27 protein-coding genes are annotated in these 24,049 nt (G+C 41.9%); 21 read left to right on the top strand and 6 right to left on the bottom strand.

Annotation, left to right across the window (positions count from 1 at the left end; genetic code table 11):
- A partial coding sequence (locus tag HMPREF1116_RS02525) for an MATE family efflux transporter (protein WP_000637191.1) occupies nt 1-951 on the top strand: 951 nt, incomplete at its 5' end.
- A gap of 97 nt (nt 952-1,048) precedes the next feature.
- Nucleotides 1,049-1,765, top strand: coding sequence for a YebC/PmpR family DNA-binding transcriptional regulator (locus tag HMPREF1116_RS02530; RefSeq protein ID WP_000532896.1), 717 nt, complete (start codon nt 1,049-1,051; stop codon nt 1,763-1,765).
- 221 nt (nt 1,766-1,986) lie between these two features.
- Here HMPREF1116_RS02530 and HMPREF1116_RS02535 read toward each other — a convergent pair whose 3' ends face one another.
- On the bottom strand, nt 1,987-2,661 hold the full coding sequence (locus HMPREF1116_RS02535; RefSeq protein WP_000810312.1) for a CD20-like domain-containing protein: 675 nt from the start codon (nt 2,659-2,661) through the stop codon (nt 1,987-1,989).
- A 207-nt stretch (nt 2,662-2,868) separates the two neighbouring features.
- On the opposite strand from HMPREF1116_RS02535, the gene HMPREF1116_RS02540 reads away from it, so the two are divergent.
- The 16 genes from HMPREF1116_RS02540 (at nt 2,869) to HMPREF1116_RS02615 (ending at nt 15,397) form a co-directional block, all read left to right on the top strand.
- Nucleotides 2,869-3,330 (top strand): MarR family winged helix-turn-helix transcriptional regulator, encoded by a 462-nt coding sequence (locus HMPREF1116_RS02540; protein ID WP_000360549.1) that lies wholly within the window; start codon nt 2,869-2,871, stop codon nt 3,328-3,330.
- Nucleotides 3,314-5,083: an ABC transporter ATP-binding protein gene (locus tag HMPREF1116_RS02545; protein ID WP_000731796.1), complete on the top strand. Its 1,770-nt coding sequence runs from the start codon at nt 3,314-3,316 to the stop codon at nt 5,081-5,083. Before HMPREF1116_RS02540 ends, HMPREF1116_RS02545 begins: the two co-directional genes overlap by 17 nt.
- The gene (locus HMPREF1116_RS02550) at nt 5,073-6,833 is read left to right on the top strand and encodes an ABC transporter ATP-binding protein (RefSeq protein ID WP_000428282.1); all 1,761 of its coding nucleotides are present in this window, start codon (nt 5,073-5,075) and stop codon (nt 6,831-6,833) included. The genes HMPREF1116_RS02545 and HMPREF1116_RS02550 overlap by 11 nt, the downstream gene beginning before the upstream one ends.
- A gap of 64 nt (nt 6,834-6,897) precedes the next feature.
- On the top strand, nt 6,898-7,230 hold the full coding sequence (locus HMPREF1116_RS02555; protein ID WP_000078813.1) for a DUF2200 domain-containing protein: 333 nt from the start codon (nt 6,898-6,900) through the stop codon (nt 7,228-7,230).
- 26 nt (nt 7,231-7,256) lie between these two features.
- A complete protein-coding gene (locus tag HMPREF1116_RS02560) occupies nt 7,257-7,760 on the top strand; it encodes a phosphatase PAP2 family protein (protein WP_000800910.1) in 504 nt (167 codons plus the stop codon).
- Between the two features lie 118 nt (nt 7,761-7,878).
- A complete protein-coding gene (locus tag HMPREF1116_RS02565; RefSeq protein ID WP_000776599.1) occupies nt 7,879-8,325 on the top strand; it encodes a LytTR family DNA-binding domain-containing protein in 447 nt (148 codons plus the stop codon).
- 4 nt (nt 8,326-8,329) lie between these two features.
- A complete protein-coding gene (locus tag HMPREF1116_RS02570; RefSeq protein ID WP_000725725.1) occupies nt 8,330-9,004 on the top strand; it encodes a LiaF transmembrane domain-containing protein in 675 nt (224 codons plus the stop codon).
- Nucleotides 9,005-9,110: 106 nt separating this feature from the next.
- Entirely contained in the window at nt 9,111-9,299 is a 189-nt protein-coding gene (rpmB, locus tag HMPREF1116_RS02575) for a 50S ribosomal protein L28 (RefSeq protein WP_001140948.1), read from the top strand.
- 150 nt (nt 9,300-9,449) lie between these two features.
- Nucleotides 9,450-9,815, top strand: coding sequence for an Asp23/Gls24 family envelope stress response protein (locus HMPREF1116_RS02580; protein WP_000216431.1), 366 nt, complete (start codon nt 9,450-9,452; stop codon nt 9,813-9,815).
- 2 nt (nt 9,816-9,817) lie between these two features.
- Nucleotides 9,818-11,482: a DAK2 domain-containing protein gene (locus HMPREF1116_RS02585; protein WP_000065822.1), complete on the top strand. Its 1,665-nt coding sequence runs from the start codon at nt 9,818-9,820 to the stop codon at nt 11,480-11,482.
- A gap of 210 nt (nt 11,483-11,692) precedes the next feature.
- Nucleotides 11,693-11,899, top strand: coding sequence for a hypothetical protein (locus HMPREF1116_RS02590; protein WP_025171227.1), 207 nt, complete (start codon nt 11,693-11,695; stop codon nt 11,897-11,899).
- Nucleotides 11,896-12,090 (top strand): hypothetical protein, encoded by a 195-nt coding sequence (locus tag HMPREF1116_RS02595; protein ID WP_000709296.1) that lies wholly within the window; start codon nt 11,896-11,898, stop codon nt 12,088-12,090. Before HMPREF1116_RS02590 ends, HMPREF1116_RS02595 begins: the two co-directional genes overlap by 4 nt.
- Nucleotides 12,077-12,961, top strand: a complete 885-nt coding sequence (locus HMPREF1116_RS02600) for an ABC transporter ATP-binding protein (RefSeq protein ID WP_001055979.1) — start codon at nt 12,077-12,079, stop codon at nt 12,959-12,961. Before HMPREF1116_RS02595 ends, HMPREF1116_RS02600 begins: the two co-directional genes overlap by 14 nt.
- Nucleotide 12,962: 1 nt before the next feature.
- On the top strand, nt 12,963-13,700 hold the full coding sequence (locus HMPREF1116_RS02605; protein ID WP_000825482.1) for an ABC transporter permease: 738 nt from the start codon (nt 12,963-12,965) through the stop codon (nt 13,698-13,700).
- Complete coding sequence (locus HMPREF1116_RS02610; protein WP_000893506.1) at nt 13,700-14,797, top strand: sensor histidine kinase; 1,098 nt, start codon at nt 13,700-13,702, stop codon at nt 14,795-14,797. The genes HMPREF1116_RS02605 and HMPREF1116_RS02610 overlap by 1 nt, the downstream gene beginning before the upstream one ends.
- Complete coding sequence (locus HMPREF1116_RS02615; protein ID WP_000866708.1) at nt 14,798-15,397, top strand: response regulator transcription factor; 600 nt, start codon at nt 14,798-14,800, stop codon at nt 15,395-15,397.
- A 55-nt stretch (nt 15,398-15,452) separates the two neighbouring features.
- On the opposite strand, the gene HMPREF1116_RS02620 is transcribed toward HMPREF1116_RS02615, so the two are convergent.
- The 5 genes from HMPREF1116_RS02620 to HMPREF1116_RS02640 form a co-directional block, all read right to left on the bottom strand.
- Nucleotides 15,453-18,104 (bottom strand): valine--tRNA ligase, encoded by a 2,652-nt coding sequence (locus HMPREF1116_RS02620; protein ID WP_000032183.1) that lies wholly within the window; start codon nt 18,102-18,104, stop codon nt 15,453-15,455.
- On the bottom strand, nt 18,104-19,165 hold the full coding sequence (locus tag HMPREF1116_RS02625) for a hypothetical protein (protein WP_001054574.1): 1,062 nt from the start codon (nt 19,163-19,165) through the stop codon (nt 18,104-18,106). Before HMPREF1116_RS02625 ends, HMPREF1116_RS02620 begins: the two co-directional genes overlap by 1 nt.
- Nucleotides 19,162-19,725 (bottom strand): GNAT family N-acetyltransferase, encoded by a 564-nt coding sequence (locus tag HMPREF1116_RS02630; protein WP_000198665.1) that lies wholly within the window; start codon nt 19,723-19,725, stop codon nt 19,162-19,164. Before HMPREF1116_RS02630 ends, HMPREF1116_RS02625 begins: the two co-directional genes overlap by 4 nt.
- On the bottom strand, nt 19,712-20,290 hold the full coding sequence (locus HMPREF1116_RS02635) for a flavin reductase family protein (protein WP_000813809.1): 579 nt from the start codon (nt 20,288-20,290) through the stop codon (nt 19,712-19,714). Before HMPREF1116_RS02635 ends, HMPREF1116_RS02630 begins: the two co-directional genes overlap by 14 nt.
- Before the next feature lie 294 nt (nt 20,291-20,584).
- Nucleotides 20,585-20,980, bottom strand: coding sequence for a helix-hairpin-helix domain-containing protein (locus HMPREF1116_RS02640; RefSeq protein WP_000047728.1), 396 nt, complete (start codon nt 20,978-20,980; stop codon nt 20,585-20,587).
- Nucleotides 20,981-21,195: 215 nt separating this feature from the next.
- On the opposite strand from HMPREF1116_RS02640, the gene HMPREF1116_RS02645 reads away from it, so the two are divergent.
- Genes HMPREF1116_RS02645 through rseP form a run of 3 tightly spaced genes read left to right on the top strand, consistent with a single transcriptional unit; the run spans nt 21,196 to nt 24,038 of the window.
- Nucleotides 21,196-21,948, top strand: a complete 753-nt coding sequence (locus tag HMPREF1116_RS02645; RefSeq protein ID WP_000466754.1) for an isoprenyl transferase — start codon at nt 21,196-21,198, stop codon at nt 21,946-21,948.
- An 8-nt stretch (nt 21,949-21,956) separates the two neighbouring features.
- A complete protein-coding gene (locus HMPREF1116_RS02650) occupies nt 21,957-22,760 on the top strand; it encodes a phosphatidate cytidylyltransferase (RefSeq protein ID WP_000613843.1) in 804 nt (267 codons plus the stop codon).
- Nucleotides 22,761-22,781: 21 nt separating this feature from the next.
- Nucleotides 22,782-24,038 (top strand): RIP metalloprotease RseP, encoded by a 1,257-nt coding sequence (gene rseP, locus HMPREF1116_RS02655; RefSeq protein WP_000579736.1) that lies wholly within the window; start codon nt 22,782-22,784, stop codon nt 24,036-24,038.
- Nucleotides 24,039-24,049: the final 11 nt, after the last annotated feature.

A 24,049-nucleotide genomic window follows, 5' to 3' on the forward strand; every position in this document is an offset into this window, starting at 1 on the left:
ATGATTGTTAGCTGTGTGGGAGTGAGCTTTGCTTATAATCTTTTTGCAGGTTTGCTACGCTCTGTTGGCGATAGTCTTGCTGCGCTTGGTTTTCTTATTTTCTCAGCCATCGTTAATGTCATTCTGGATTTGTATTTTATTACACAATTGCAGTTAGGTGTTCAATCTGCTGGTCTTGCAACCATTATATCTCAGGGTTTGTCAGCTATCCTTTGTTATCTCTATATCCGAAAGAGTGTTCCAGAGCTCCTTCCTAGGTTGAAGGATTTCAAATGGAATAAGGCCCTCTATGTCGATCTCTTAGAGCAGGGGCTAGCCATGGGGCTGATGGGTTCAATCGTCTCTGTCGGAAGTGTTATTTTGCAATCCTCTGTCAATAGTTTTGGAGCAGTCATTATCAGTGCTCAGACAGCAGCACGCCGAATCATGGCCTTTGCCTTATTGCCAATGACGGCAATTTCTGCCTCTATGACCACTTTTATCTCTCAAAACTTTGGTGCAAAACGTCCAGATCGCATTGTCCACGGTCTTCGACTAGGGAGTTATATCAGTATGGCTTGGGCAAGCTTTGCTTGTGTATTCCTATTTTTTGCAAGCCCTAGCCTAGTTTCTTTCCTGGCAAGTTCGACAGACGGTTACTTGATTGAAAATGGGGCTTTGTACCTACGCATCAGTTCTGTATTCTATCCGTTTTTGAGTCTTTTATTGATCTATAGAAATAGCTTGCAGGGTCTCGGTCAAAAATTCTTGCCACTTGTATCAAGCTTTATCGAGTTTTTTGGTAAAATTATTTTCGTGGCTTGGATTATTCCTTGGACAGGTTATACAGGTGTGATTCTATGTGAGCCCCTTCTCTGGCTAGTTATGACTGCCCAACTTTACTTCTCACTTTCCAAACATCCATGGATCAAAGAAGGCAAAAAACTCTTGGCTACTGGCGGGAAATCCTAGCTTAATTTACAAAAGAAAAATCCATTTCCTCTAGTGAAAATCGGATAGACTTGTGTTATAATAAGAAAGATTAAAATGTGAAAAAAGGAGATTCCTAATGGGACGTAAATGGGCCAATATCGTAGCTAAGAAAACGGCTAAAGATGGAGCTAACTCTAAAGTATATGCAAAATTTGGTGTAGAAATCTATGTAGCAGCTAAAAAAGGTGAGCCAGATCCAGAACTAAACACTGCTTTGAAATTCGTTATCGATCGTGCCAAACAAGCGCAAGTACCAAAACACGTTATTGATAAAGCAATCGATAAAGCAAAAGGAAACACAGACGAAACCTTTACAGAAGGACGTTACGAAGGATTCGGACCAAATGGTTCTATGTTGATCGTTGATACCTTGACTTCAAACGTTAACCGTACAGCTGCCAATGTGCGTGCTGCCTTTGGTAAAAACGGTGGGAACATGGGAGCTTCAGGTTCTGTATCTTACCTCTTTGACAACAAAGGTGTTATCGTTTTTGCAGGTGATGATGCTGATGCTATCTTTGAACTCTTGCTTGAAGCAGATGTCGATGTAGACGATGTAGAAGCAGAAGAAGGAACAATCACTGTTTACACAGCTCCAACTGATCTTCACAAGGCTATCGTTGCTTTGCGTGAATCTGGTATTGAAGAATTCCAAGTAACTGAATTGGAAATGATTCCTCAATCAGAAGTTGAGTTGTCAGGTGAAGATTTGGAAACATTTGAAAAACTCTACGGAGTCCTTGAAGACGACGAAGACGTACAAAAAATCTACACAAACGTAGACGGATTCTAAGAATAAAAATAACCCCTTTGAAAATTCAATATTTTCAAGGGGTTTGTTTATCCTGTGATGACAAAAGGGCAGGAAAGAGACGAAAATCTCTTTTGCTCAAAACGTTATTAGTAATCTATGATTGTCCATAATCCAATGGATTGTGGAAATATCGTGGTGTTGGGATTTAGAAATCGAGACTTGGTCTATCGATTGCTATTCCCAGTACCTTTTTAGTTATGTTAAACTTTCACTCCAGAATCAGATTGTTCTTTTCGGTCCAGTCCGACAGCAAATTTACGGATTAGAAGAAACTGGCCATTTTCCTGCTTAACAAACGTGAGCACAACTGTCTTAGGGTCTGAACTGATGGAGAGATAGGTGATTCTTTTTATTTCATAGTCTCCCATAACTGAATCTGTTTCTGAATCTGGGATTCCGTGTTTTCTGATAATATCTTTGTAGTTGCTGCCACCTTTCCCACTATCAGAAGTGTCCCCTTCTACCAAGGCATCAAACTGTTCCTGGCTCCAAGTGAAGTATTCAGTATCCTCCTCGTCATCTTCCTCGCCTATACTACTATCAGGAAGTTCACCATAATCCTCAGCATCAGTTGAAGAAGTGATGTTTCTATAGGGGTGACTAAAGGTTCTGGCGAAATCAGTAAAGATATTAGTAGATAGAACTTGAGTTATTAAAACAAGGACAATGGAAATAAGACCTAAGGTTGTCCCGATGATAGCCAATGTTTTACGGTTTCTGAGATTGATGGCAATGCCAAAAACTCCTAAAATCAAAGTGGCAATGGCAAGGAAAAATGATAGGATGTTGACGATAGGTATCCAAGAACCAAGAAGCGCCAGGGCTCCAAAGATGATGGCAAGGATTCCTAAGAGTTTCTGTTCTTTTTGTTTCATGTGTGAATTTCTCATTTCTAGTAAACTGGATTCGTATCTTTGTGAGATAGTGTTTATTATAGATAAAATACTACCTAATGTCAATTTCTGCTTAGATAGTTCTCTAGGAAACTTTTTTCTTGACATTCTATTTGAAAATGATAAAATAGTTCTCATGAAAACTTAATTGTTCGCAAGAGAACTATTTTTATTTGGAAGGGAGAAAGCATGGATAAACCGATGTTGGTCTTTAAACGTTTTGGTCATCAGGTTCACCTCATGGTGCAAAAGGAAGCCAAGCGTTGTGGAATTGAATTTATGGGTGGACCGCAAGGGCAGGTCCTCCGTTTTTTAGATCGTCGTGAGCAGGATCAAGAATTGACACTTATCAAGGATATTGAACAAGAACTCAATGTCACCAAGTCAGTTGCTAGTAATTTAGTCAAGCGAATGGTGCAAAATGGTTTGGTAGAGTTGGAGGCGAGTCCAAGTGATAAACGGGCAAAATTTGTTCATTTGACTGAAAAATCTCGCTCTCAAATGAAGCAGGTCAAGTCTTTCTTTGATCGAATTGACCGCAGTTTACTCGATGGAGTATCTGAGGAAAAACTAGCTATTTTTGAGGAAGTCATGGGTCAACTACAAGCCAATGTAGAAAAAATAGGAGGGGAAGATGAAGAAACTCGCTAAGCGTATTACAGGAAAAGAGTGGGGTATGATCATAGTGACTGTTCTCTTTACCTGTTTCTCGGTCTATCTAGAGTTAGAAGTACCGACTTACATTTCAGAAATTACTGCATTGATAGGAACGCCAGGGACACAGTTGGATGCACTTTGGTCACCAGCTATTAAGATGATGGGTTTGTCGCTTTTGGCTTTTCTCTCATCCGTTACTGTTGGATTTTTTGCCGCTCGCGTTGCAGCGTCTTACACAACTCATTTACGAAGCGATATTTTTAATCGTGTTCTGGATTTCTCGCAAACAGAGATTAAACGTTTTTCAATCCCCAGTCTTTTGACTCGGACGACCAATGATATTACCCAGGTACAGATGCTCTTTACCATGGGCTTGCAAGTGGTCACTCGTGGGCCAATTATGGCTATCTGGGCCATCGGTAAAATCCTTGGCAAGTCTGAATACTGGATTTGGGCAGTAGTAGTGGCGGTTATCGTCAATGTTCTGATGACAACTGTTCTCATGACTCTAGCCTTTCCTAAACAATCTGTCATTCAAAAATTGACAGATAAACTCAATAGTATCACTCGTGAAAGCTTGACAGGGATTCGAGTGGTGCGTGCTTATAATGCCGAGGATTATCAAGATAAGAAATTCGAAGAAGCTAATGAAGAAGTCACGCGACTCAATCTCTTTGTTAGTCGCTTAATGGCCATTATGAACCCAATTATGCAGGCGATTTCTAGTGGCTTGATCCTTGCCATTTACTGGATTGGTGCCTATCTTATCAACGATGCTAGCCTGACAGAACGTCTGCCACTCTTTAGTGATATGGTGGTCTTCATGTCTTATGCCATGCAGGTCGTGATGGGCTTCTTGCTCATGGGTGCCCTCTTTATCGTCCTTCCTCGTACCTTGGTTTCTGCAGGACGTATCAATCAAGTGCTGGACTTGCATTCTTCTATTGAAAATCCTAGTCATCCACAGAATGCAGATTCTTCTGTTCAAGGTCAAGTGGAATATCGTGACGTAACCTTCCGTTATTCAAAAAATTCAGAAGCAGTTGTAGAACATGTCAGCTTCAAGGCAGAAGCAGGACAAACCATTGCCTTTATCGGTTCAACTGGTTCTGGTAAATCTACGCTTGTGAATCTCTTGCCTCGTTTTTATGACGTTTCAGATGGAGAAATCCTAGTAGATGGTGTCAATGTGAAAGATTACGACTTGGAAGTTTTGCGTAATAAAGTCGGTTATATCCCTCAAAAAGCTGTTCTCTTCTCAGGAGATGTCAAGGGCAATCTCGACTTTGGTAAGAGTCAAGAAACGCCACTAAGTGAGACTGCCATGTGGCAAGCTTTGGAATTGGCTCAATCTAAGAATTTTATCGAGGATAAGGAAGCAGGTCTAGACTCCGAAGTGGCCCAAGGCGGTACCAACTTCTCAGGAGGACAAAGACAACGTTTGGCCATTGCACGCGCCTTGGCTCGTAAGCCAGAAATTCTCATTTTTGACGATTCATTCTCAGCCTTGGACTATAAGACAGACCGTATCTTACGCCAAGTATTAGCTGAAAAGACACAATCCATGACCAAGTTGATCGTTGCCCAACGTATCTCAACTATCATGGATGCTGACTTGATTTTGGTCTTGGATCAGGGTAAAGTCGTGGGACAAGGCACTCACAAGGAACTTCTTGCAACTAACGAAGTTTATCAAGAAATTGCCTATTCACAACTATCGAAGGAGGAATTGGAACATGGAAAATAAGAAAATGTCCTTATGGAAACAATATAAACCTTTTCTAGCAGGTCTCCAACTTCCCCTACTAGTAGCTGTTGTAGCAGCTATATGTTCAAGCATCATTACGGTGTATGGTCCAACCAAGATTAAGGAAATCACCAACTTAATTTCAGATGGTTTGGCTACAGAAATCGACTTGGTAGCTGTGTCAAGTATCGCTAGCTTTTTGGTCATCCTATATGTGATTGGTATTATCCTAAACTATACGCAAGCCTATATTTTTTCAACGAGTATCCAACATTTTTCAAAACGTTTGCGAACAGCTATTGCTGAAAAAATCAATTGCTTGCCTTTAGGATATTTTGACCGTCATTCTCAAGGGGACACCCTTTCTCGTGTCACCAATGACGTTGATACAGCAGCACAGTCCCTCAATCAAAGTTTGGGGACCGTTATCTCAGCTAGTTTCTTGCTGATTGCTGTTTTGATTACCATGTTTGGGATGAACTGGATTTTGGCATTGGTGACCGTTGTTTCAACCCTTGTAGGTTTTGCTGCGGTTTCAGTGATTATGGCTAAGTCACAAGGTTATTTTAAAGCCCAACAAAATAATTTAGCAGCTGTAAACGGCTATGTGGAAGAAATGTACTCTGGTCACAATGTGGTGACCAGCTATAATGCTGTGGATACCACTAAAGAAAAATTCGCAGGCTTGAACCAGAATCTACATGATAGTATCTGGAAATCTCAGTTTATTTCAGGGATCATGATGCCCGCTATGTTCTTTGTCGGAAACTTTAGCTATGTTTTGGTTGTTATCGTCGGTGCTGCCTTGGCTCTTGAAGGCCATATCAGTATTGGGATTATCGTAGCCTTCATGGTTTATGTTCGTACCTTCTCACAACCCTTATCACAGATTGCCCAAGGGATTACCAGTTTACAACAGGCTAGTGCAGCTATGACACGTGTCTTTGAGTTTCTAGGAGAAGCTGAGATGGAAGACGAGTCTCATAAGGAAAGACAATTAACCGACATGAAGGGTCAAGTGGTCTTTGACAGAGTTGCCTTTGGCTATACTCCTGAAAAAACGATCATTCACGACTTTTCAGCGACAGCTCATGCAGGTCAAAAGGTTGCTATTGTTGGACCAACCGGAGCTGGGAAGACGACTATTGTTAATCTTTTGATGAAATTTTATGAGATTGATAAAGGAAGCATTCGCATTGATGGTGTGGATACCAAGAAGATGAAACGTTCAGAAGTGCACGATGCCTTTTCAATGGTCTTACAGGATACTTGGCTCTTTGAAGGAACCATTCGTGATAATCTCATCTACAACCAAACAGGGATTAGTGATGAACGAATGATTGAAGCAGCAAAAGCAGTAGGAATCCACCACTTTATCACAACTTTACCAGATGGATACGATACCGTCTTGGATGATACAGTGACCTTGTCCGTCGGACAGAAACAGCTCTTGACCATCGCTCGTGCCCTTCTCAAAGATTCTCCACTTTTGATTCTGGACGAAGCGACATCTTCAGTCGATACACGTACAGAGGAGTTGATTCAGAAAGCCATGGACCGTTTGATGGAAGGACGCACATCCTTTGTCATTGCCCATCGCTTGTCAACTATTCGTAATGCCGACTTGATTTTGGTTATGAAGGATGGAAATATCATCGAGCAAGGCAATCATGAGGAGCTTATGGCTCAGGGTGGTTTCTATGCCGACCTCTACAATAGTCAATTTACAGAAGATGAAGTAGAAGAATAAAACCAAAGAAGGCTTGACGGCCTTCTTTTTCTTCTTTATACTGGTATAATAGAAAGAGGAAAGTATGAGTCAGAAATTATACAATATGAAATTTTCTGCGATCTATCCAGCCTTGATTGCAAAGGTTGAGCGAAAGGGTGGAAGGGCAGAGTCCGTTCACCAAGTGACCAGTTGGCTGACAGGTTATGAAGTGAGTGCCATCCTTGCTTGTCTGAATAGGGACCTTACCTACGGAGATTTTTTTCGACAGGCACCGTCTTATGCACCTGAACGGATTGCGATAACAGGGAAGGTTTGTGGGATTCGTATTGAGGAAATTGACGATCCTCTGATGCAGGAAATCCGTCGTCTGGACAAATTAGTGGACTGGCTTGCCAAGGGAAAAACAGCCCAGTAGGTCCTAGAAAAGTATGAGAAATAGACATGAAAAACTATCAAGAGTGGTACGATAAGAGGAAATCAAGTCTCCTTCGTCATCCACAGCTATTACAATTGATGCGAGTTTTTAATCGCACGATGACAGTTCTGATGCCCTTAGCCTACTTGACTTTGCTGGGGACAAGTCTTATAACCAAGGGCTTGGGGAACGACTTTTACGCTTATATCTTAGTGCCAGCATTGGGTTTTGTTCTATTGACGCTGGTGCGTAAGTGGATTAATCAACCGCGTCCCTATGAAACTTGGGGAATTGTCCCACTATTAGACAAGGACAGTTCTGGCAATTCAATGCCTAGTCGCCACGTCTTTTCAGCAACCATTATTTCCATGGCTTGTGTGCATGCAAATCTGCCTGCAGGGTTGATTTTATTGGTCTTATCAGCTTTTCTCGGTCTTGTGCGGGTCTTAGGAGGCGTTCATTATCCCAAGGATGTTCTGGTTGGCTATGCCTGTGGGCTCATCTGGGGAATTCTTTTCTTTATTTTGTGAAATGCAAAGCAAGTGGGCCTGGCCTCGTAACCACTTACGGGTCAAAAGTGACCACTTGCTTTTTTGCCCTTGTAAAGTCCTCTGGCCTTTGGTATAGTAGATGCAGAAAGGAGATAGGATGAAGTTACGAATCGAGATTGATAGTGAATTAACTGAGACAGAGATTGTCATCAAGGCTGCAGCCCTGACAGATGAAATAGCTGACTTGCAACGACTCTTGCAAGAAACCAAGGCTCCTAGGTTGATCTTTTACAAGGGGACGGGTGAGTACTACTTAGACTTGTCGGAAATTCTCTTTTTTGAGACAGAAGGTAGCAAGATTTACGCTCATACCCAGAAAGAAGCCTACGAGGTTCGACTCAAGCTTTATGAGTTGGAGTCCATTCTCCCCCGCTATTTCAGTCGGGTATCTAAGTCGACCATTGCCAATATCCGGCAGGTTTACTCGGTGGACAAGTCCTTCTCAGGTACAGGCACTATTTCCTTTTATCAGACCCACAAGGAGGTACACGTGTCACGACACTACCAATCCCTCCTAAAAGAAAATCTAAGAAACATGAGGTAAGAAGATGAAAAAGAAAGCATTTGGTATTGTATTGCTAGTATTGGCAGCTTTAGTATTGTTACAGGGAAATTTTGGTATTCCTTCACTTGAAGGGAAGATTTGGCCCTTGATCGGTATTGGATTTTTTGCCTATCAATCAGTTGAAGCTTTGTTGCGTCGCCACTTAACTTCAGCCTCTTTTACAGCCCTAGTAGCTTTGATGATAGCCAATCATTTTTATGACATTCTGCCGATTCCCAATCAGTCACTGTTCTGGGCGGGAGTTCTAATCGTTCTCGGAGTAAGTATGCTGACTCATACTAACAGAACTTGGAATGGGAAAAAATGGTGGTATGACGGTGAAAAGACTATTCTGACAGACAAGGAAGTCGCTTTTGGGGCGGGTACATTTTACAAGCAAGACCAAGAATTGGTAGAAGACGAGTTTGAAGTCGGATTTGGGAATGCCAAAATCTATTATGACAATGCAGAGATGTTAGGTGATTTTGCTACTCTGAATATCGAAGTCGGATTTGGGAATGCAGTTATCTACGTGCCTCAACACTGGAGAGTAGATCTAAAGGTAGAGACTTTTTGTGGAGCAGCCAAGGCAGATGCCCCTCTAGGACCAACCAGCAAAACTTTGATTATCCGTGGAGATGTAGCTTTTGGGAAACTAGGAGTTGTTTACGTTAAATAAAAAAATATTCCAATCCCCTTGCCAAAAAAGAGAAAGTGTGATAACATAGTACAGTATGTGGTGCTAGCACATCCGCTATATTAGATCTAATAGGAGGAAAACACAAATGGCTAAAGTATGTTACTTTACAGGTCGTAAGACTGTATCAGGAAACAACCGTTCACACGCGATGAACCAAACAAAACGTGCCGTAAAACCAAACCTTCAAAAAGTTACTGTACTTATCGATGGTAAACCTAAAAAAGTTTGGGCTTCAGCTCGTGCTTTGAAATCAGGTAAAGTAGAACGCGTTTAATAAAGAGTAAAAGGCCATCAGGTCTTTTTCTTTTGCTCTACGCTCAAAATCACTTGTAAAAGGCGCAAATATCCGCCGATACAGTATTCTGCTTTTACACTTGGCCTGAAATATGATAAAATAGAGTATCAACTAGTTGAGGTAGAAAAAATGACTGTAAAAATTAATACAAAAGATGGTCAAATCGAACTAACAGATGAAGTGATTGCTACCGTTGTAGGCGGTGCAGCAACTGAGATTTTTGGTGTGGTCGGTATGGCAAGTAAGAAAGCCCTCAAAGATAATTTCCAAGCCCTCCTTGGGAAGGAAAATTATTCTAAAGGTGTCGTTGTAAAAGCGGCCGAAGATGGTAGCATTGCAGTTGATGTATATACCGTGTTGAGCTACGGAACTAAGATTAGTGAAGTCTCAAAAAATATCCAAGAGCGTGTACGTTTTAGTTTGGAAAATCAACTTGGCATCACTGCTCAAACTGTGAATGTCTACATTCAAAATATCAAAGTTGTAGGAGAATAATCGTGTCAAATATTACTACAAGCTTATTTCAAGAAATGGTACAGGCTGCATCTACTCGTTTGAACAAGCAAGCCGAATATGTCAACTCATTGAACGTCTTCCCAGTTCCAGATGGAGATACAGGAACAAACATGGGAATGACTATCGAAAATGGTGCTAAAGAAGTAGCAGACAAACCAGCTTCAACTGTTGGTGAGGCTGCAAGCATCTTGGCCAAAGGTCTTTTGATGGGTGCGCGTGGGAACTCAGGAGTTATCACTTCACAGCTTTTCCGCGGATTTTCGCAAGCCATCAAGACAAAAGAAGAGTTAACAGGGAAAGACCTAGCTCTTGCCTTCCAATCTGGTGTTGAAGTAGCCTACAAAGCCGTTATGAAGCCAGTTGAAGGAACAATCTTGACCGTATCACGTGGTGCTGCCATCGGTGCTAAGAAAAAAGCCGAGCAGACAGATGATGCTATTGAGGTGATGCGTGCAGCCTTGGAAGGAGCTAAAACAGCTCTTGCGAAGACTCCAGATATGCTTCCAGTATTGAAGGAAGTTGGAGTTGTAGACTCAGGTGGTCAAGGTTTGGTCTTCATCTATGAAGGTTTCCTTTCAGCTCTTACTGGTGAATACAGCGCTTCTGAAGACTTTGTAGCGACTCCAGCCAACATGAGTGAGATGATTAATGCCGAACACCATAAGTCTGTAGCCGGACATGTGGCAACAGAAGACATCACCTTTGGTTACTGTACAGAGATCATGGTTGCCCTTAAGCAAGGCCCAACTTATGCTAAAGACTTTGACTACGAAGAATTCCGTAACTACTTGAACGAACTTGGGGACTCATTGCTTGTTGTCAATGACGATGAAATCGTTAAAGTTCACGTCCATACAGAAGATCCAGGTCTTGTTATGCAAGAAGGTCTCAAATATGGTAGCTTGGTTAAGGTTAAAGTCGATAACATGCGTAACCAACATGAAGCACAAGTGGAAAAAGAAGCTAAAGTCAGCAAACCAGCTGAAGAAAAAGAATATGCTCTTATCGCAGTAGTAGCTGGACAAGGCTTGGCAGACATCTTCCGTGCTCAAGGTGTGGACTATGTCATCGAAGGTGGACAAACCATGAACCCTTCGACAGAAGACTTTATCAAGGCTGTTGAGCAAGTCAATGCTCGTAACATTATCTTCTTGCCAAACAACAAAAATATCTTTATGGCAGCTCAATCTGCAGCTGAAGTCTTAGAACAACCAGCTGTTGTGGTAGAAGCTCGTACAATCCCTCAAGGATTGACTAGTCTTCTTGCCTTCGATCCAAGCAAGTCTATCGAAGAAAATAAAGAACGCATGACTGCAGCTCTTGGTGATGTGGTCAGTGGTAGTGTAACAACAGCCGTTCGTGACACGACTATCGATGGTTTGGAAATTCATGAAAATGATAATCTTGGTATGGTTAATGGTAAGATCCTCGTATCAAACCCTGATATGCACCAAACTCTGACTGAAACTTTGAAACATATGTTGGATGAAGACAGTGAAATCGTAACCTTCTATATCGGTGAAGATGGAAGTGAAGAATTGGCTAACCAAATCGCCCAAGAAATCACAGAAGAATTCGAAGATGTTGAAGTAGAAATTCACCAAGGTCAACAACCAGTTTACCCATATCTTTTCAGTGTGGAATAAGAATTAAATAGAAAACGAAAGAGGTCGGGAAAAGATTCCCGATCTTTTTTGGTTTACAATGATTTTTTGAGCTGATATCTGACTGGTGCTAGCACATCGATCCAATCTAGTAATTTTTATTCCATCATTTTTTTATGACATTTGTCATATCTCCTCATGACAGAAGCTTCTAGTGACACTAGCTTCAAAGAATTATAATAGATGTATCAAATGGAGGAAGAAAAAATGAAACATAAAGTAATTATCGCAATGAGTTTAGTAGCAGCAGGAGTCATGACTTATCTCATGTTCTCAGGATTGGACGAAGGTTTCTATCATTTCCCTTGGGAGTTATTTGCAGGATTTGGCATGATGTCTTGGTTGATCCGAGAAGGTTTGAAATTGGTCTCAGATGTGAAAAAGGAGTTTGAAAAATGAAAAAAGCGATTCTCTATCTCTTTATTGCACTATCACTAGTGGTATGGTTGGTCGAAATGTTTACAGGGTGGTTTGATCAAGCCTTCCTTCACCAAGTCATTCGCGGTGCCTGGGGTCTAGGATTTATGATTTTTATCGCCTTTCCGATGGGAAAGGAGTGGCTGAAAGGAGAGTATCATGAACATGATTAAGGTAGAAAGCCTAAATAAAAGCATCAAGGGCAAGGCTATATTGAAGGATATTTCCTTTGAGGTAGCTGAAGGTGAATGCGTCGCCTTGATTGGACCAAATGGCGCCGGTAAGACAACACTCTTGGACTGTTTGCTTGGAGATAAACTGGTCACCAGCGGTCAAGTATCCATCCAAGGCTTGCCAGTGACGAGTTCTCAGTTAGACTATATTAGAGGCTACCTCCCTCAAGAAAATGTCATCGTTCAGAAATTAAAGGTCAAAGAGTTGATTGCTTTCTTTCAAAGCATTTACCCAAATCCCTTGAACAATCAGGAGATCGATCAACTATTGCAGTTTGACAAGCAACAAAAAGAACAATTGGCAGAAAAATTGTCAGGTGGACAAAAGCGTCTCTTTTCATTTGTCTTGACCTTGATTGGCCGACCAAAGCTTGTCTTTTTAGATGAGCCAACTGCGGCCATGGATACCTCAACCCGTCAACGTTTTTGGGAAATTGTTCAGGACCTAAAAGCGCAGGGAGTCACCATTCTCTATTCGTCTCATTATATTGAGGAAGTAGAGCATACAGCGGACCGAATCTTGGTCTTAAATAAGGGAGAGTTGATTCGTGATACGACACCTCTAGCCATGCGCAGTGAAGAGATTGAAAAGCACTTTATCCTACCTCTGGCTTATAAGGAAGTTGTTGAGCAGTCAAACTTGATTGAAAACTGGTCACAAAAACAAGATGCCCTGCAAGTAGTCACACGTGAAGCGGATGCTTTCTGGGCACTGTTAGTTCAGGCGGGATGTAGCATACAAGAAATCGAAGTTAATAACCGTAGTTTGCTAGATACAATCTTTGAAGAAACACAAAAGGGAGATGACTAAGATGAAACGATTGATCGCACTAAACAAGATAGAATTTCTATTGACCAAACGACAATTAGTCTATTATCTATTATCCGTAGGGATGCCGACGGCCTTCTATTTATTCTTTTCAGGCATGTACCAGGAAACACCAGGTGGACCGGCTAATTTTATGCGCGACTACCTCATCTCCATGACGGCCTTTTCCATGATGTCGACAGCTATCTTTTCATTCCCAGTTGTTTTACATACCGACAAGATCAACAACTGGCAGAAAATATTACGTCATAGCCCTGTAAATATGGTAGAATATTATCTATCAAAGATAACAAGTATGATGGTTGATTATTTGGTTTCAATTCTGGTTGTTTTCTCAGTTGGGCACTTGGTCAGAGGTGTGGATATGCCTTTAGGAAGCTGGATTGGGGCTGCGCTCTTGCTGATAGTAGGAAGTGTAGCTTTTGTAGCTCTTGGCTTGACCTTGACTCTCTTACCTTCTAGTCAGTTGATGTCTGTTGTGGGCAATCTTCTTTACTTTGGCTTGGCTGTGTTAGGCGGACTCTGGATGCCTGTCTCTTTATTTCCAGATTGGATGCAAGCAATCGGGAAGCGTCTACCAAGCTATCAGTTGATGGAATTGCTCAAGACCTTCTTAAATGAGGGTGGCATCAATCTATCAGCCACAATTTATCTACTTGTTTTTTCAGCAGTTTTATTTGGTTTGACTATTTACCTTCAAGGTCATAAGGAGAATGCTTAATGCTTGAAAGACTGAAAAGCATAGACTATATGTATTGGGCCAGTTTGATTTTTATGTTTTTTTCCATCATTCCTGTAGTGACTGGGGAGCTTCCTGTCTGGCATTTATTGATTGATATTCTATTTGTAGTGGCATATTTGGGTGTTTTAATAACTAAGAACCAGCGCCTTTCTTGGCTTTTCTGGGGCATCATGCTGGTCTATGTAGCTGGGTATACTGCCTTTGTTGCTGCGAATTATATCTGGTTTTTCTTTTTCCTTTCCAATCTCTTAATTTATCATTTTGGTGTACGTAGTTTAAAGTCTTTACATGTCTGGACTTTTCTCCTTACTCAAGTCCTTGTTGTAGGTCAACTTTTGATTATTCAGAGAATCGAAGTTGAATTTCTAGTCTATCTGCTTGGAATTCTTACTTTTGTGGATTTGATGACTTTTGGTTTGGTTCGGATTCGGATTGTCGAGGATTTGAAAGAAGCTCAGGCCAAGCAAAATGCTCAGATAAATTTATTGCTTGCTGAAAATGAACGCAGTCGTATCGGTCAGGACTTGCATGATAGTCTGGGGCATACCTTTGCTATGCTGAGTGTCAAGACAGATTTAGCCTTGCAGTTATTTCAGATGCAGGCCTATCCACAGGTGGAGAAGGAATTAAAAGAAATTCACCAGATCAGCAAAGATTCCATGAATGAAGTGCGAACCATTGTGGAAAATCTGAAATCACGGACTTTAGCATCAGAGCTTGAGACTGTCAAAAAGATGCTGGAGATTGCTGGGATTGAAGTCCAGGTTGACAATCAATTGGACAAGGCTAGCCTGACCCAGGATGTGGAGTCGACGGCTGCTATGATTTTGTTAGAACTGGCGACTAATATGATCAAACATGCCAGCGCTGAAAAAGCCTATCTAAAACTGGAACGTACAGATCAGGAATTGGTCCTGACAGTTAGAGATGACGGGAAAGGTTTTGCAACTGTAAAAGGAAATGAACTTCATACAGTCCGAGATCGTGCAGCAGCCTTCTCAGGTCAAGTAGAGTTGGTCAGTTTGAAACATCCAACAGAGGTGCGCGTGCATCTGCCTTATAAGGAGAGAAAGTAGATGAAAGTATTAGTCGCAGAAGATCAAAGTATGCTTAGAGACGCCATGTGTCAGCTCTTAAGCTTTCAACCAGATGTGGAGACCGTCTTGCAGGCGAAAAATGGAGCCGAGGCTATCGAGGTTTTGGAGAAAGAAGCAGTAGATATTGCCATACTTGACGTCGAAATGCCAGTAAAGACAGGACTAGAAGCGCTCGAGTGGATCAAACAAGAAGTGCCTGAAACAAAGGTGGTTATCGTCACGACCTTTAAACGCCCAGGTTATTTTGAACGAGCTGTCAAAGCAGGAGTCGATGCCTATGTCTTGAAAGAGCGAAGCATCGCTGAGCTCATGCAAACCCTGCATACGGTGTTAGAGGGACGCAAGGAGTATTCTCCAGAGCTGATGGAAGTCATGATGACTCATCCCAATCCCTTGACCGAGCAGGAAGTCGCTGTTTTACATGGAGTAGCACAGGGGCTGTCCAACCAAGAAATTGCGGACAAGCTCTACCTCTCAAACGGCACCGTCCGTAATTACATGACCAACATCCTCTCCAAACTAGGTGCCAGCAACCGAACCGAAGCGGCCAAAACTGCCGAAGAAGAAGGCTGGTTGTGAGGGGAGAGAAGTAAGTAAAAATCTCTTAGAAATGAATCTAAGAGATTTTTTATATTTATTTCACGAGTTTCTTCATCTCATCAATACGTGCTACGGTCGCGTCGTATTTAGCTTGGTAGTCGGCTTGTTTGTCGCGTTCTTTTTGGACGACTTCTGGTTTGGCATTGGCTACGAAGCGTTCGTTAGAGAGCTTCTTACTTACCATATCCAGTTCTTTTTGCCATTTAGCGAGTTCCTTGTCGAGACGAGCGAGTTCTTCTTCGACATTGAGGAGGTCAGCGAGTGGCAAGTAGATTTCTGCTCCAGTGATGACGCTTGACATAGCGAGTTCAGGTGCAGGGATGTTTGATGCGATTTCCAAGTGCTCTGGATTTGTGAAGCGTTTGATGTAGTTGACATTACTGTTAAAGAAGGCTTCCAAATCGCTATCGCTTGTCTTAACAAGAATCGTGATTGGCTTACTTGGTGCAACGTTTACTTCCGCACGCGCATTACGAACAGCACGGATCAAGTCTTTGAGGCTTTCTACACCAGTGTGAGCAGCGAGGTCTTCAAAGGCTGGGTTAACAGTTGGGTATTCTGCTGTAACGATAGAGCCTTCTGAGATTTGCCCAAAGATTTCCTCTGTCACGAATGGCATGATTGGGTGAAGGAGACGAAGGATCTTGTCCAAAGTATAAAGGAGAACAGAACGTGTGATGACTTTCTCTTCTTCGTTATCGCTATAAAGGACTTCCTTGGTCAACTCAACGTACCAGTCCGCAAACTCGTCCCAGATGAAGTTGTAGAGGATGTGTCCAGCAACACCAAACTCAAACTTGTCAAAGTTAGCAGTTGCTTTGCCGATGGTTTCATTGAGGTTGTGGAGAATCCAGCGGTCTGTGACATTTCCAGCTTCCTTGTTAACAACTTTTTCCACATTAGCAGTTGCTTGTTCAAGGGTCAAACCTTCATTGTTCATGAGGATGTAGCGAGAGATGTTCCAGATCTTGTTAATGAAGTTCCATGAAGCATCCATTTTCTCGTAAGAGAAGCGGACGTCTTGCCCTGGTGCAGAACCGTTTGAAAGGAACCAACGGAGGGCATCGGCACCATATTTCTCGATAACATCCATTGGATCAATCCCGTTTCCGAGAGACTTAGACATCTTGCGTCCTTGCTCATCACGAATCAAACCGTGGATTAAGACATTTTGGAATGGCTGACGGCCAGTGAATTCCAATGACTGGAAGATCATACGAGACACCCAGAAGAAGATGATGTCGTAACCTGTTACCAAGGTTGAAGTTGGGAAGTAACGTTTGAAGTCTTCTGAGTCGACATCAGGCCAGCCCATGGTTGAGAATGGCCAAAGGGCAGAACTGAACCACGTATCCAAGACGTCTTCGTCTTGAGCCCATCCATCACCTTCTGGAGCTTCTTCGCCGACGTACATTTCACCCTCAGCATTGTACCAGGCAGGGATTTGGTGACCCCACCAGAGCTGACGTGAGATTACCCAGTCATGGACATTTTCCATCCATTGGAGGAAGGTATCGTTGAAACGAGGTGGGTAGAATTCTACCTTGTCTTCTGTGTCTTGGTTGGCAATAGCATTTTTAGCCAATTGGTCCATCTTAACGAACCATTGCGTAGATAAGCGTGGCTCAACCACTACACCTGTACGCTCTGAGTGACCAACACTGTGGACACGTTTTTCGATTTTAACGAGGGCACCGATTTCTTCCAACTTAGCAACGACTGCCTTACGAGCTTCAAAACGATCCATGCCTGCAAATTCAAAGGCCAAGTCATTCATGGTTCCGTCATCGTTCATAACATTGACTTGTGGCAAGTTGTGACGTTGACCAACCAAGAAGTCGTTTGGATCGTGAGCAGGAGTAATTTTTACGACACCTGTACCAAACTCAGGATCTGCGTGTTCGTCCCCAACGATTGGAATCAATTTATTAGCGATTGGAAGGATGACGTTTTTACCGATCAAGTCCTTGTAGCGTGGGTCTTCTGGATTGACCGCAACGGCAACGTCTCCAAACATAGTCTCAGGACGAGTTGTCGCAACCTCAAGGGCGCGTGAGCCATCTTCCAGCATGTAGTTCATGTGGTAGAAGGCACCTTCGACATCCTTGTGGATAACTTCGATATCCGAAAGGGCTGTACGAGCTGCTGGGTCCCAGTTGATGATAAACTCACCACGGTAGATCCAGCCTTTCTTGTAAAGGTCCACAAAGACCTTGCGAACCGCTTTTGACAAGCCTTCGTCAAGCGTGAAACGCTCGCGAGAGTAGTCTACAGAGAGCCCCATCTTGCCCCATTGTTCCTTGATAGTAGTCGCATATTCATCTTTCCATTCCCAGACTTTCTCGAGGAATTTCTCACGACCAAGGTCGTAACGGCTGATGCCCTCGCCACGCAAGCGCTCCTCAACCTTAGCCTGAGTTGCAATCCCAGCGTGGTCCATCCCTGGAAGCCAAAGCGTATCAAAGCCTTGCATGCGTTTTTGACGGATGATGATATCTTGCAAAGTCGTATCCCAAGCGTGACCAAGGTGGAGTTTCCCAGTTACGTTTGGTGGTGGAATCACGATTGAATAAGGCTTAGCCTTTTGATCGCCTGAAGGCTTGAAAACATCTTCGTCAAGCCATTTTTGGTAACGACCAGCCTCAACCTCGGCTGGATTGTATTTAGGTGAAAGTTCTTTAGACATTAGTTTCTCCTTATCAATTTTTTTACTTCTTTAATAATTCGTTTCCTATTTTTCCTGTATCTATAAAATAAAATAGGGTGCAACATATATTCTCGTGGTTTCCTTAATTTTGTTAATTTTCTTTTTAATTTTTTTAAACGTTTATTTAGTGAATTAATAGTCGTAGTATCATATTCATACCGATTTAACTTGTCTTCTCTATCTCTTATTTGGTTTACAAGCTTAACTCCTAATTGGTATTTTTTACTTTTTGGCCTTAAAAATCTCTTTATTTCTCTGATATAGGTATCTTCATAAATATAAAATGAATACAAATAGAAAATTTCATACGCCAAAATTAATAGAGGACTAATAATATAAAAAGTCAAATCTAATTTTAATTTATATATTATGTTCCATGCTAAATAAATAAACGGAAAAGCATAAAATAGAAAGAATATCCATATTTGTTCTTTTCGGCTTTCAGATGGATTAGAAACAATAGCATTTGTCACAGTTGTCTGTAATAAAATTAAAACAAAAACAACAATACTCAATGACAAATTTATTACATGTAGGATATTGTTTGAGTTACTTGAAAAATTAACAAAAATTATATAAATACAATAAATAGACGAAAAAAATAAAAGGCACTGCATCACTTGATTTATCGCCTTAATAGGTCTAAATCTTACTTCACTTTTTGATCGTTCCCAATCAAATTTTAAGAGCAATTCAATATAGAATGCTAACCTATCAAAATCAACTTTTTCTCCGCTATCTAGTAAATCCCAAATATGGCCTTCTTTCATATAATATGGTTTAGTATGCTTAAACTCCATATTTTTCCCATAAGGATTTATTTCTGATTTTAGTTTGATTATAGCAGACTCTTTTTTAGTATCATCACTTAATTCTGATAATATTTCTTTTAATTTTTTCCGCCATTCTGATCGTTCTTTTGTAACAAAATCTAAATTGTTCTTTTTATTATTTTGAACGAATGCGATTATAGCACTAACGATTGTACTTATCCCAACTGCACTAATAATAGAGACAATTTGTTCAATAGTCAAGTTCATTTCTCCACCTCCCACTCACTCCTCAGCAAGCCGTATCTCAAATCATCACAGCGATTGCCTTGAGCATCTTTGCGGTCTCTTATGCGAGCTTCAAGGGTGAAACCAAGTTTCTCAGCGACTCGTTGACTTTGGACATTGTAGCCAAAGCAAGACAATTCTACCTTGTGAAGCCCCAATTCTTTAAAAGCTAGGTCAATCAAGGCACGCGCCGCTTCAGGAACATGACCGCGCCCCCAATAATCTGGGTGCAAGGTATAGCCAATCTCTAGCACATCATCTTCGTGGCGATGGGGGAAATCGACAGAACCGATGATTGTATCGGTCCCTTTAATCACAATTCCATAGCCTGCTGGGAGATTGTCCTTTTGATTACGCTCGGGAAGGATATGTTCTAGGTAATAAATCTCATCTTCCAAGGTTTTGACAGGTGGAAACCCTGCTGGGTAAGAGACTTCTGGACGACTGGCATAGCCAAAGATATCCTCAGCATCCGCCACTGTACGTACTCGCAAGACCAGTCGCTCCGTTTCGATTTGTTCTGGCAGTTCAGTTCTTGTCATTCTTCTTCCTCGCTTTCTTGATGAAGCTCCCCATAGGATCGACTCGGTCATCTAGATAACGATAAACGCGCTGATGGCCATCCCCCATAAAGTAAGTAGGCGCAAAGTGGTCATTTTTAAAATGGCCCTTGTCATCTAAGAACTCTGGATCAGCCAGTCGCTCGAGAATTTTGGCAAAGATATGACAAATACCATCTTCCTCGATAATCCGATCAACCTGGCAATCCAAAACGACTGGACAAGCCTCCAAAATCGGAGCCTGAGTCCGTTCAGAAATCTCGTAGTCAAGCCCTAGGTGTTTCAATTTCTCCCGATGGCTGATGAAGCCAGCCTGCTCCATCTCGAGCATGAAGTTTTCATCAGGGATGTTTACGGTAAACTGTTGATAATGCTTAATTTGGTCAGCCGCATTTTCCTCAGCGCCAACACCGATGACCAGCCAATCTCCCAGGCTATAAGAGGAGCTACAGGTTGTGATATTGTGCCCAAAGTTTTGGTCCTGATAGCCCAAGATGAAGATAGGGAAACCATAGTAGAGTTTACTGGTGTTAAAAGATTGTTTCATGACAACCTCCTTTGGCTAGGGGTGTAAAAGAAAAATCGCCCCTGTCATCAATCTGACAGGGACGAATGTGTTTAATCCGCGGTACCACCCAATTTCGGGCAGATGCCCGCATCTCTCGTCTTTTAAACAAAAAGACATTTATATTTCATTTTTAAATTTCATCCATTAGCAACCAGTTTTGACACATTTGTGGACTTCTCAGCACCGCCACTTTCTGTAAAATGTGGGACTCAAAACACCTCTAATGGCTTTATTTTAACAAGTTTTTGACGGAAAAGCAAGGAACAAGAAAGATTACTTGAACTTAATGCCGTTTTCTTTTAATTTCTTGATAGTTGCTGGACCGATTCCTTTCAAGGCAAGGAGTTCTTTTTCTGTCCAGTTTTTAAAGTCAGCAGCAGACTTGATTCCTTCATCGTAGAAAGTTTTAGCGCGATCTACTGAAAGTCCACCTAGGTTGGCTGCGAATTCCTCTACAGAGCTTGTAACCTTTTGAGCTTGTTCTTTGGTTGCTTCTACAGTTTTTTCAACCTTTTTAGAAACGGCTTTCCCTGCATCGCTTGCTGCTTTTTCAGCGTGCTTCACAACTTTTTTTGTTTCTTCGACAACCTTGTTTACAGTGTTTGAAAATGCACCTGAGCGACGTAGGCTGTTTCTCAATTGTTTTTTACGTTGGAGTGTCTTTGACATGATAAAATCCTTTCAATAAAAAATCCCTGTGGCTGAACAAGGATCGAATCTCTATGGTTTTATTGTATCAACTTTCTTTAGGAATTGCAAGGCTTGATATACTGGAAATATAGGAGATATATGGGAAATTTCGCCGTAGAATGATAGGCAATAATAGAAGAAAAGTGAAAAATATGGTATAATGAAACGATAGATTTTTGAATAGGAATACAATCATGTTTGGATTTTTAAAAAAAGATAAAGCAACAGAAACCCCCACAATGGTGCCAGACCACATCGGTGTGATCATGGATGGGAATGGCCGTTGGGCTAAAAAACGGATGCAGCCACGAGTCTTTGGCCATAAGGCTGGGATGGATGCTTTGAGAAAGGTAGCTATTGCTGCTAGTGATATGGGCGTCAAAGCCTTGACAGTCTATGCCTTTTCAACTGAAAACTGGACCCGTCCAGATCAGGAAGTCAAATTTATCATGAACTTGCCTGTTGAATTTTATGATAAGTTTGTTCCTGAATTGCATCAGAAGAACATGAAGATTCAAATGATTGGGGAGACTGAGCGTTTGCCGAAGCAGACTTTTGATGCCTTGAAAAAGGCAGAGGAGCTGACTAAGTTAAATACAGGCTTGATTCTCAATTTTGCCCTTAATTATGGTGGACGAGCTGAGATTACACAAGCGGTCAAGTTGATTGCACAGGATGTTTTAGATGCTAAGATTAATCCTGGTGATATCACAGAGGAGTTGATTGGGGAATACCTCTTTACGGGTCATTTGCCAAAAGTTTTGCGTGATCCTGACTTGATTATTCGGACCAGCGGTGAACTTCGTTTGAGTAATTTCTTGCCATGGCAGGCTGCTTATAGCGAGCTCTATTTCACGGATGTCTTGTGGCCTGACTTTGATGAGGAAGCCTTGAAAGAAGCTATCATCGAGTACAATCGTCGCAACCGTCGTTTTGGAGGAGTTTAGGAGATATTATGATACAGGATTTACAAAAGAGAACCCTTTTTGCTATCTTGGCCTTGGCTATCTTTATCCCAATCTTGGCGATTGGTGGCTTATGGCTCCAGATTGCCATGGGGATTGTGGCTATGTTGGGAGTCCATGAGTTGCTTCGTATGAAGGGGTTAAATACCATGACGCCTGAAGGGCTCTTGACTTTACTAGCAACCTTTTTTCTGACTATTCCTTTGGAAAACTACCTGAAGTTTTTGCCCGTGGATGGGAACGTTGTTGCTTATAGTGTCGTGATTCTCATTTTGCTAGGAGCAACAGTTTTTAGCAAGAACTATACTATTGAGGATGCTGTTTTTCCGATTGCCATGAGTTTTTATGTTGGCTTTGGCTTTAATGCTTTGGTCGATGCTCGTATCGCAGGTTTGGATAAGGCGCTTTTGGGACTTTGTATGGTCTGGGCAACCGATAGTGGCGCCTATCTAGTAGGAATGAAGTTTGGTAAGAGAAAGCTAGCTCCGAGAGTTTCCCCTAACAAGACCATAGAGGGTGCTATGGGAGGTATCTTGGCTGCTATGCTAGTGACTTTGATCTTTATGCTAGTTGATAGTACCGTTGCTTTACCTTATGGGATTTACAAAATGATGGTCTTTGCTATTTTCTTTAGTATAGCTGGTCAGTTGGGGGATTTGATCGAAAGTGCTATGAAACGTCACTTTGGTGTCAAAGACTCAGGCAAGTTTATCCCGGGTCATGGTGGGGTACTGGATCGTTTTGATTGCATGCTGGCTGTGTTCCCGATTATGCACCTCTTTGGCTTATTTTAAGGAAAGGTAAATAGAAATTAAATGATAGGATTACTAACATTTATCCTAGTTTTTGGTATTATCGTGGTAGTTCACGAGTTCGGGCATTTTTACTTTGCTAAGAAGTCCGGGATTTTGGTTCGTGAATTTGCCATCGGGATGGGTCCCAAAATCTTTGCCCATATCGGAAAAGATGGGACTGCTTATACTATTCGTCTCCTGCCACTGGGTGGTTACGTTCGGATGGCAGGTTGGGGTGAAGATACGACAGAGATTAAGACTGGAACCCCTGCAAGTCTAACATTGGCAGCGGATGGTAAGGTTAAGCGTATCAATCTCTCTGGGAAAAAGGTTGACCAGACTGCTTTACCCATGCAGGTCACTAAGTTTGATTTTGAGGATAAACTCTTTATTAGAGGCTTGGTCTTGGAAGAGGAAAAGACTTTCTCAGTTGACCATGATGCGACCATTGTGGAAGCTGATGGAACGGAAGTTCGTATCGCTCCCTTAGACGTCCAATATCAAAATGCGACTGTCTGGGGCAAATTGATTACTAACTTTGCTGGTCCTATGAATAACTTTATCCTAGGAGTTATCGTCTTCTGGATCTTGATTTTCATGCAAGGTGGCGTTCGTGATACGCAAACGAACAATTTCAATATCATTCCAGATAGCGCATTGGCTAAGGTTGGAGTTGAAAATACGGCCCAAATTACTAAGGTCGGAAGTTATGAGATTTCAAACTGGTCAGATCTGATCCAGGCGGTTGATGCAGAAACCAAGGACAAAACAGCTCCCGTTTTGGATGTGACAGTCTCTGAAAATGGAACTGAAAAACAAGTGAGTGTGACACCTGAGGAAAGCCAAGGGCGTTATATTTTGGGTGTCCAGCCGAGACTCAAATCAGATATCTGGTCTATGTTTATGGGTGGATTTACAACTGCGGCTGATTCAGCCTTGCGAATTCTCAATGCTTTGAAAAGCTTGATCTTCCAACCAGATTTGAATAAACTAGGCGGTCCCGTTGCTATCTTTAAGGCAAGTAGCGATGCTGCCAAGAACGGACTGGAAAATGTCTTGTACTTCTTGGCTATGATTTCCATCAATATCGGAATTTTCAATCTGATTCCAATTCCTGCGCTCGACGGTGGAAAAATCGTGCTTAACATCATTGAAGCTATTCGCCGCAAACCACTAAAACAAGAAATTGAAACCTATGTCACTCTGGTCGGAGTTGTCATTATGGTCGTTTTGATGCTCGCCGTGACATGGAACGACATCATGCGTACCTTCTTTTAAGAAATAGAGGA

Origin of the sequence: Streptococcus sp. SK140 (assembly GCF_000259525.1) — a bacterium.
Classification (GTDB): domain Bacteria; phylum Bacillota; class Bacilli; order Lactobacillales; family Streptococcaceae; genus Streptococcus.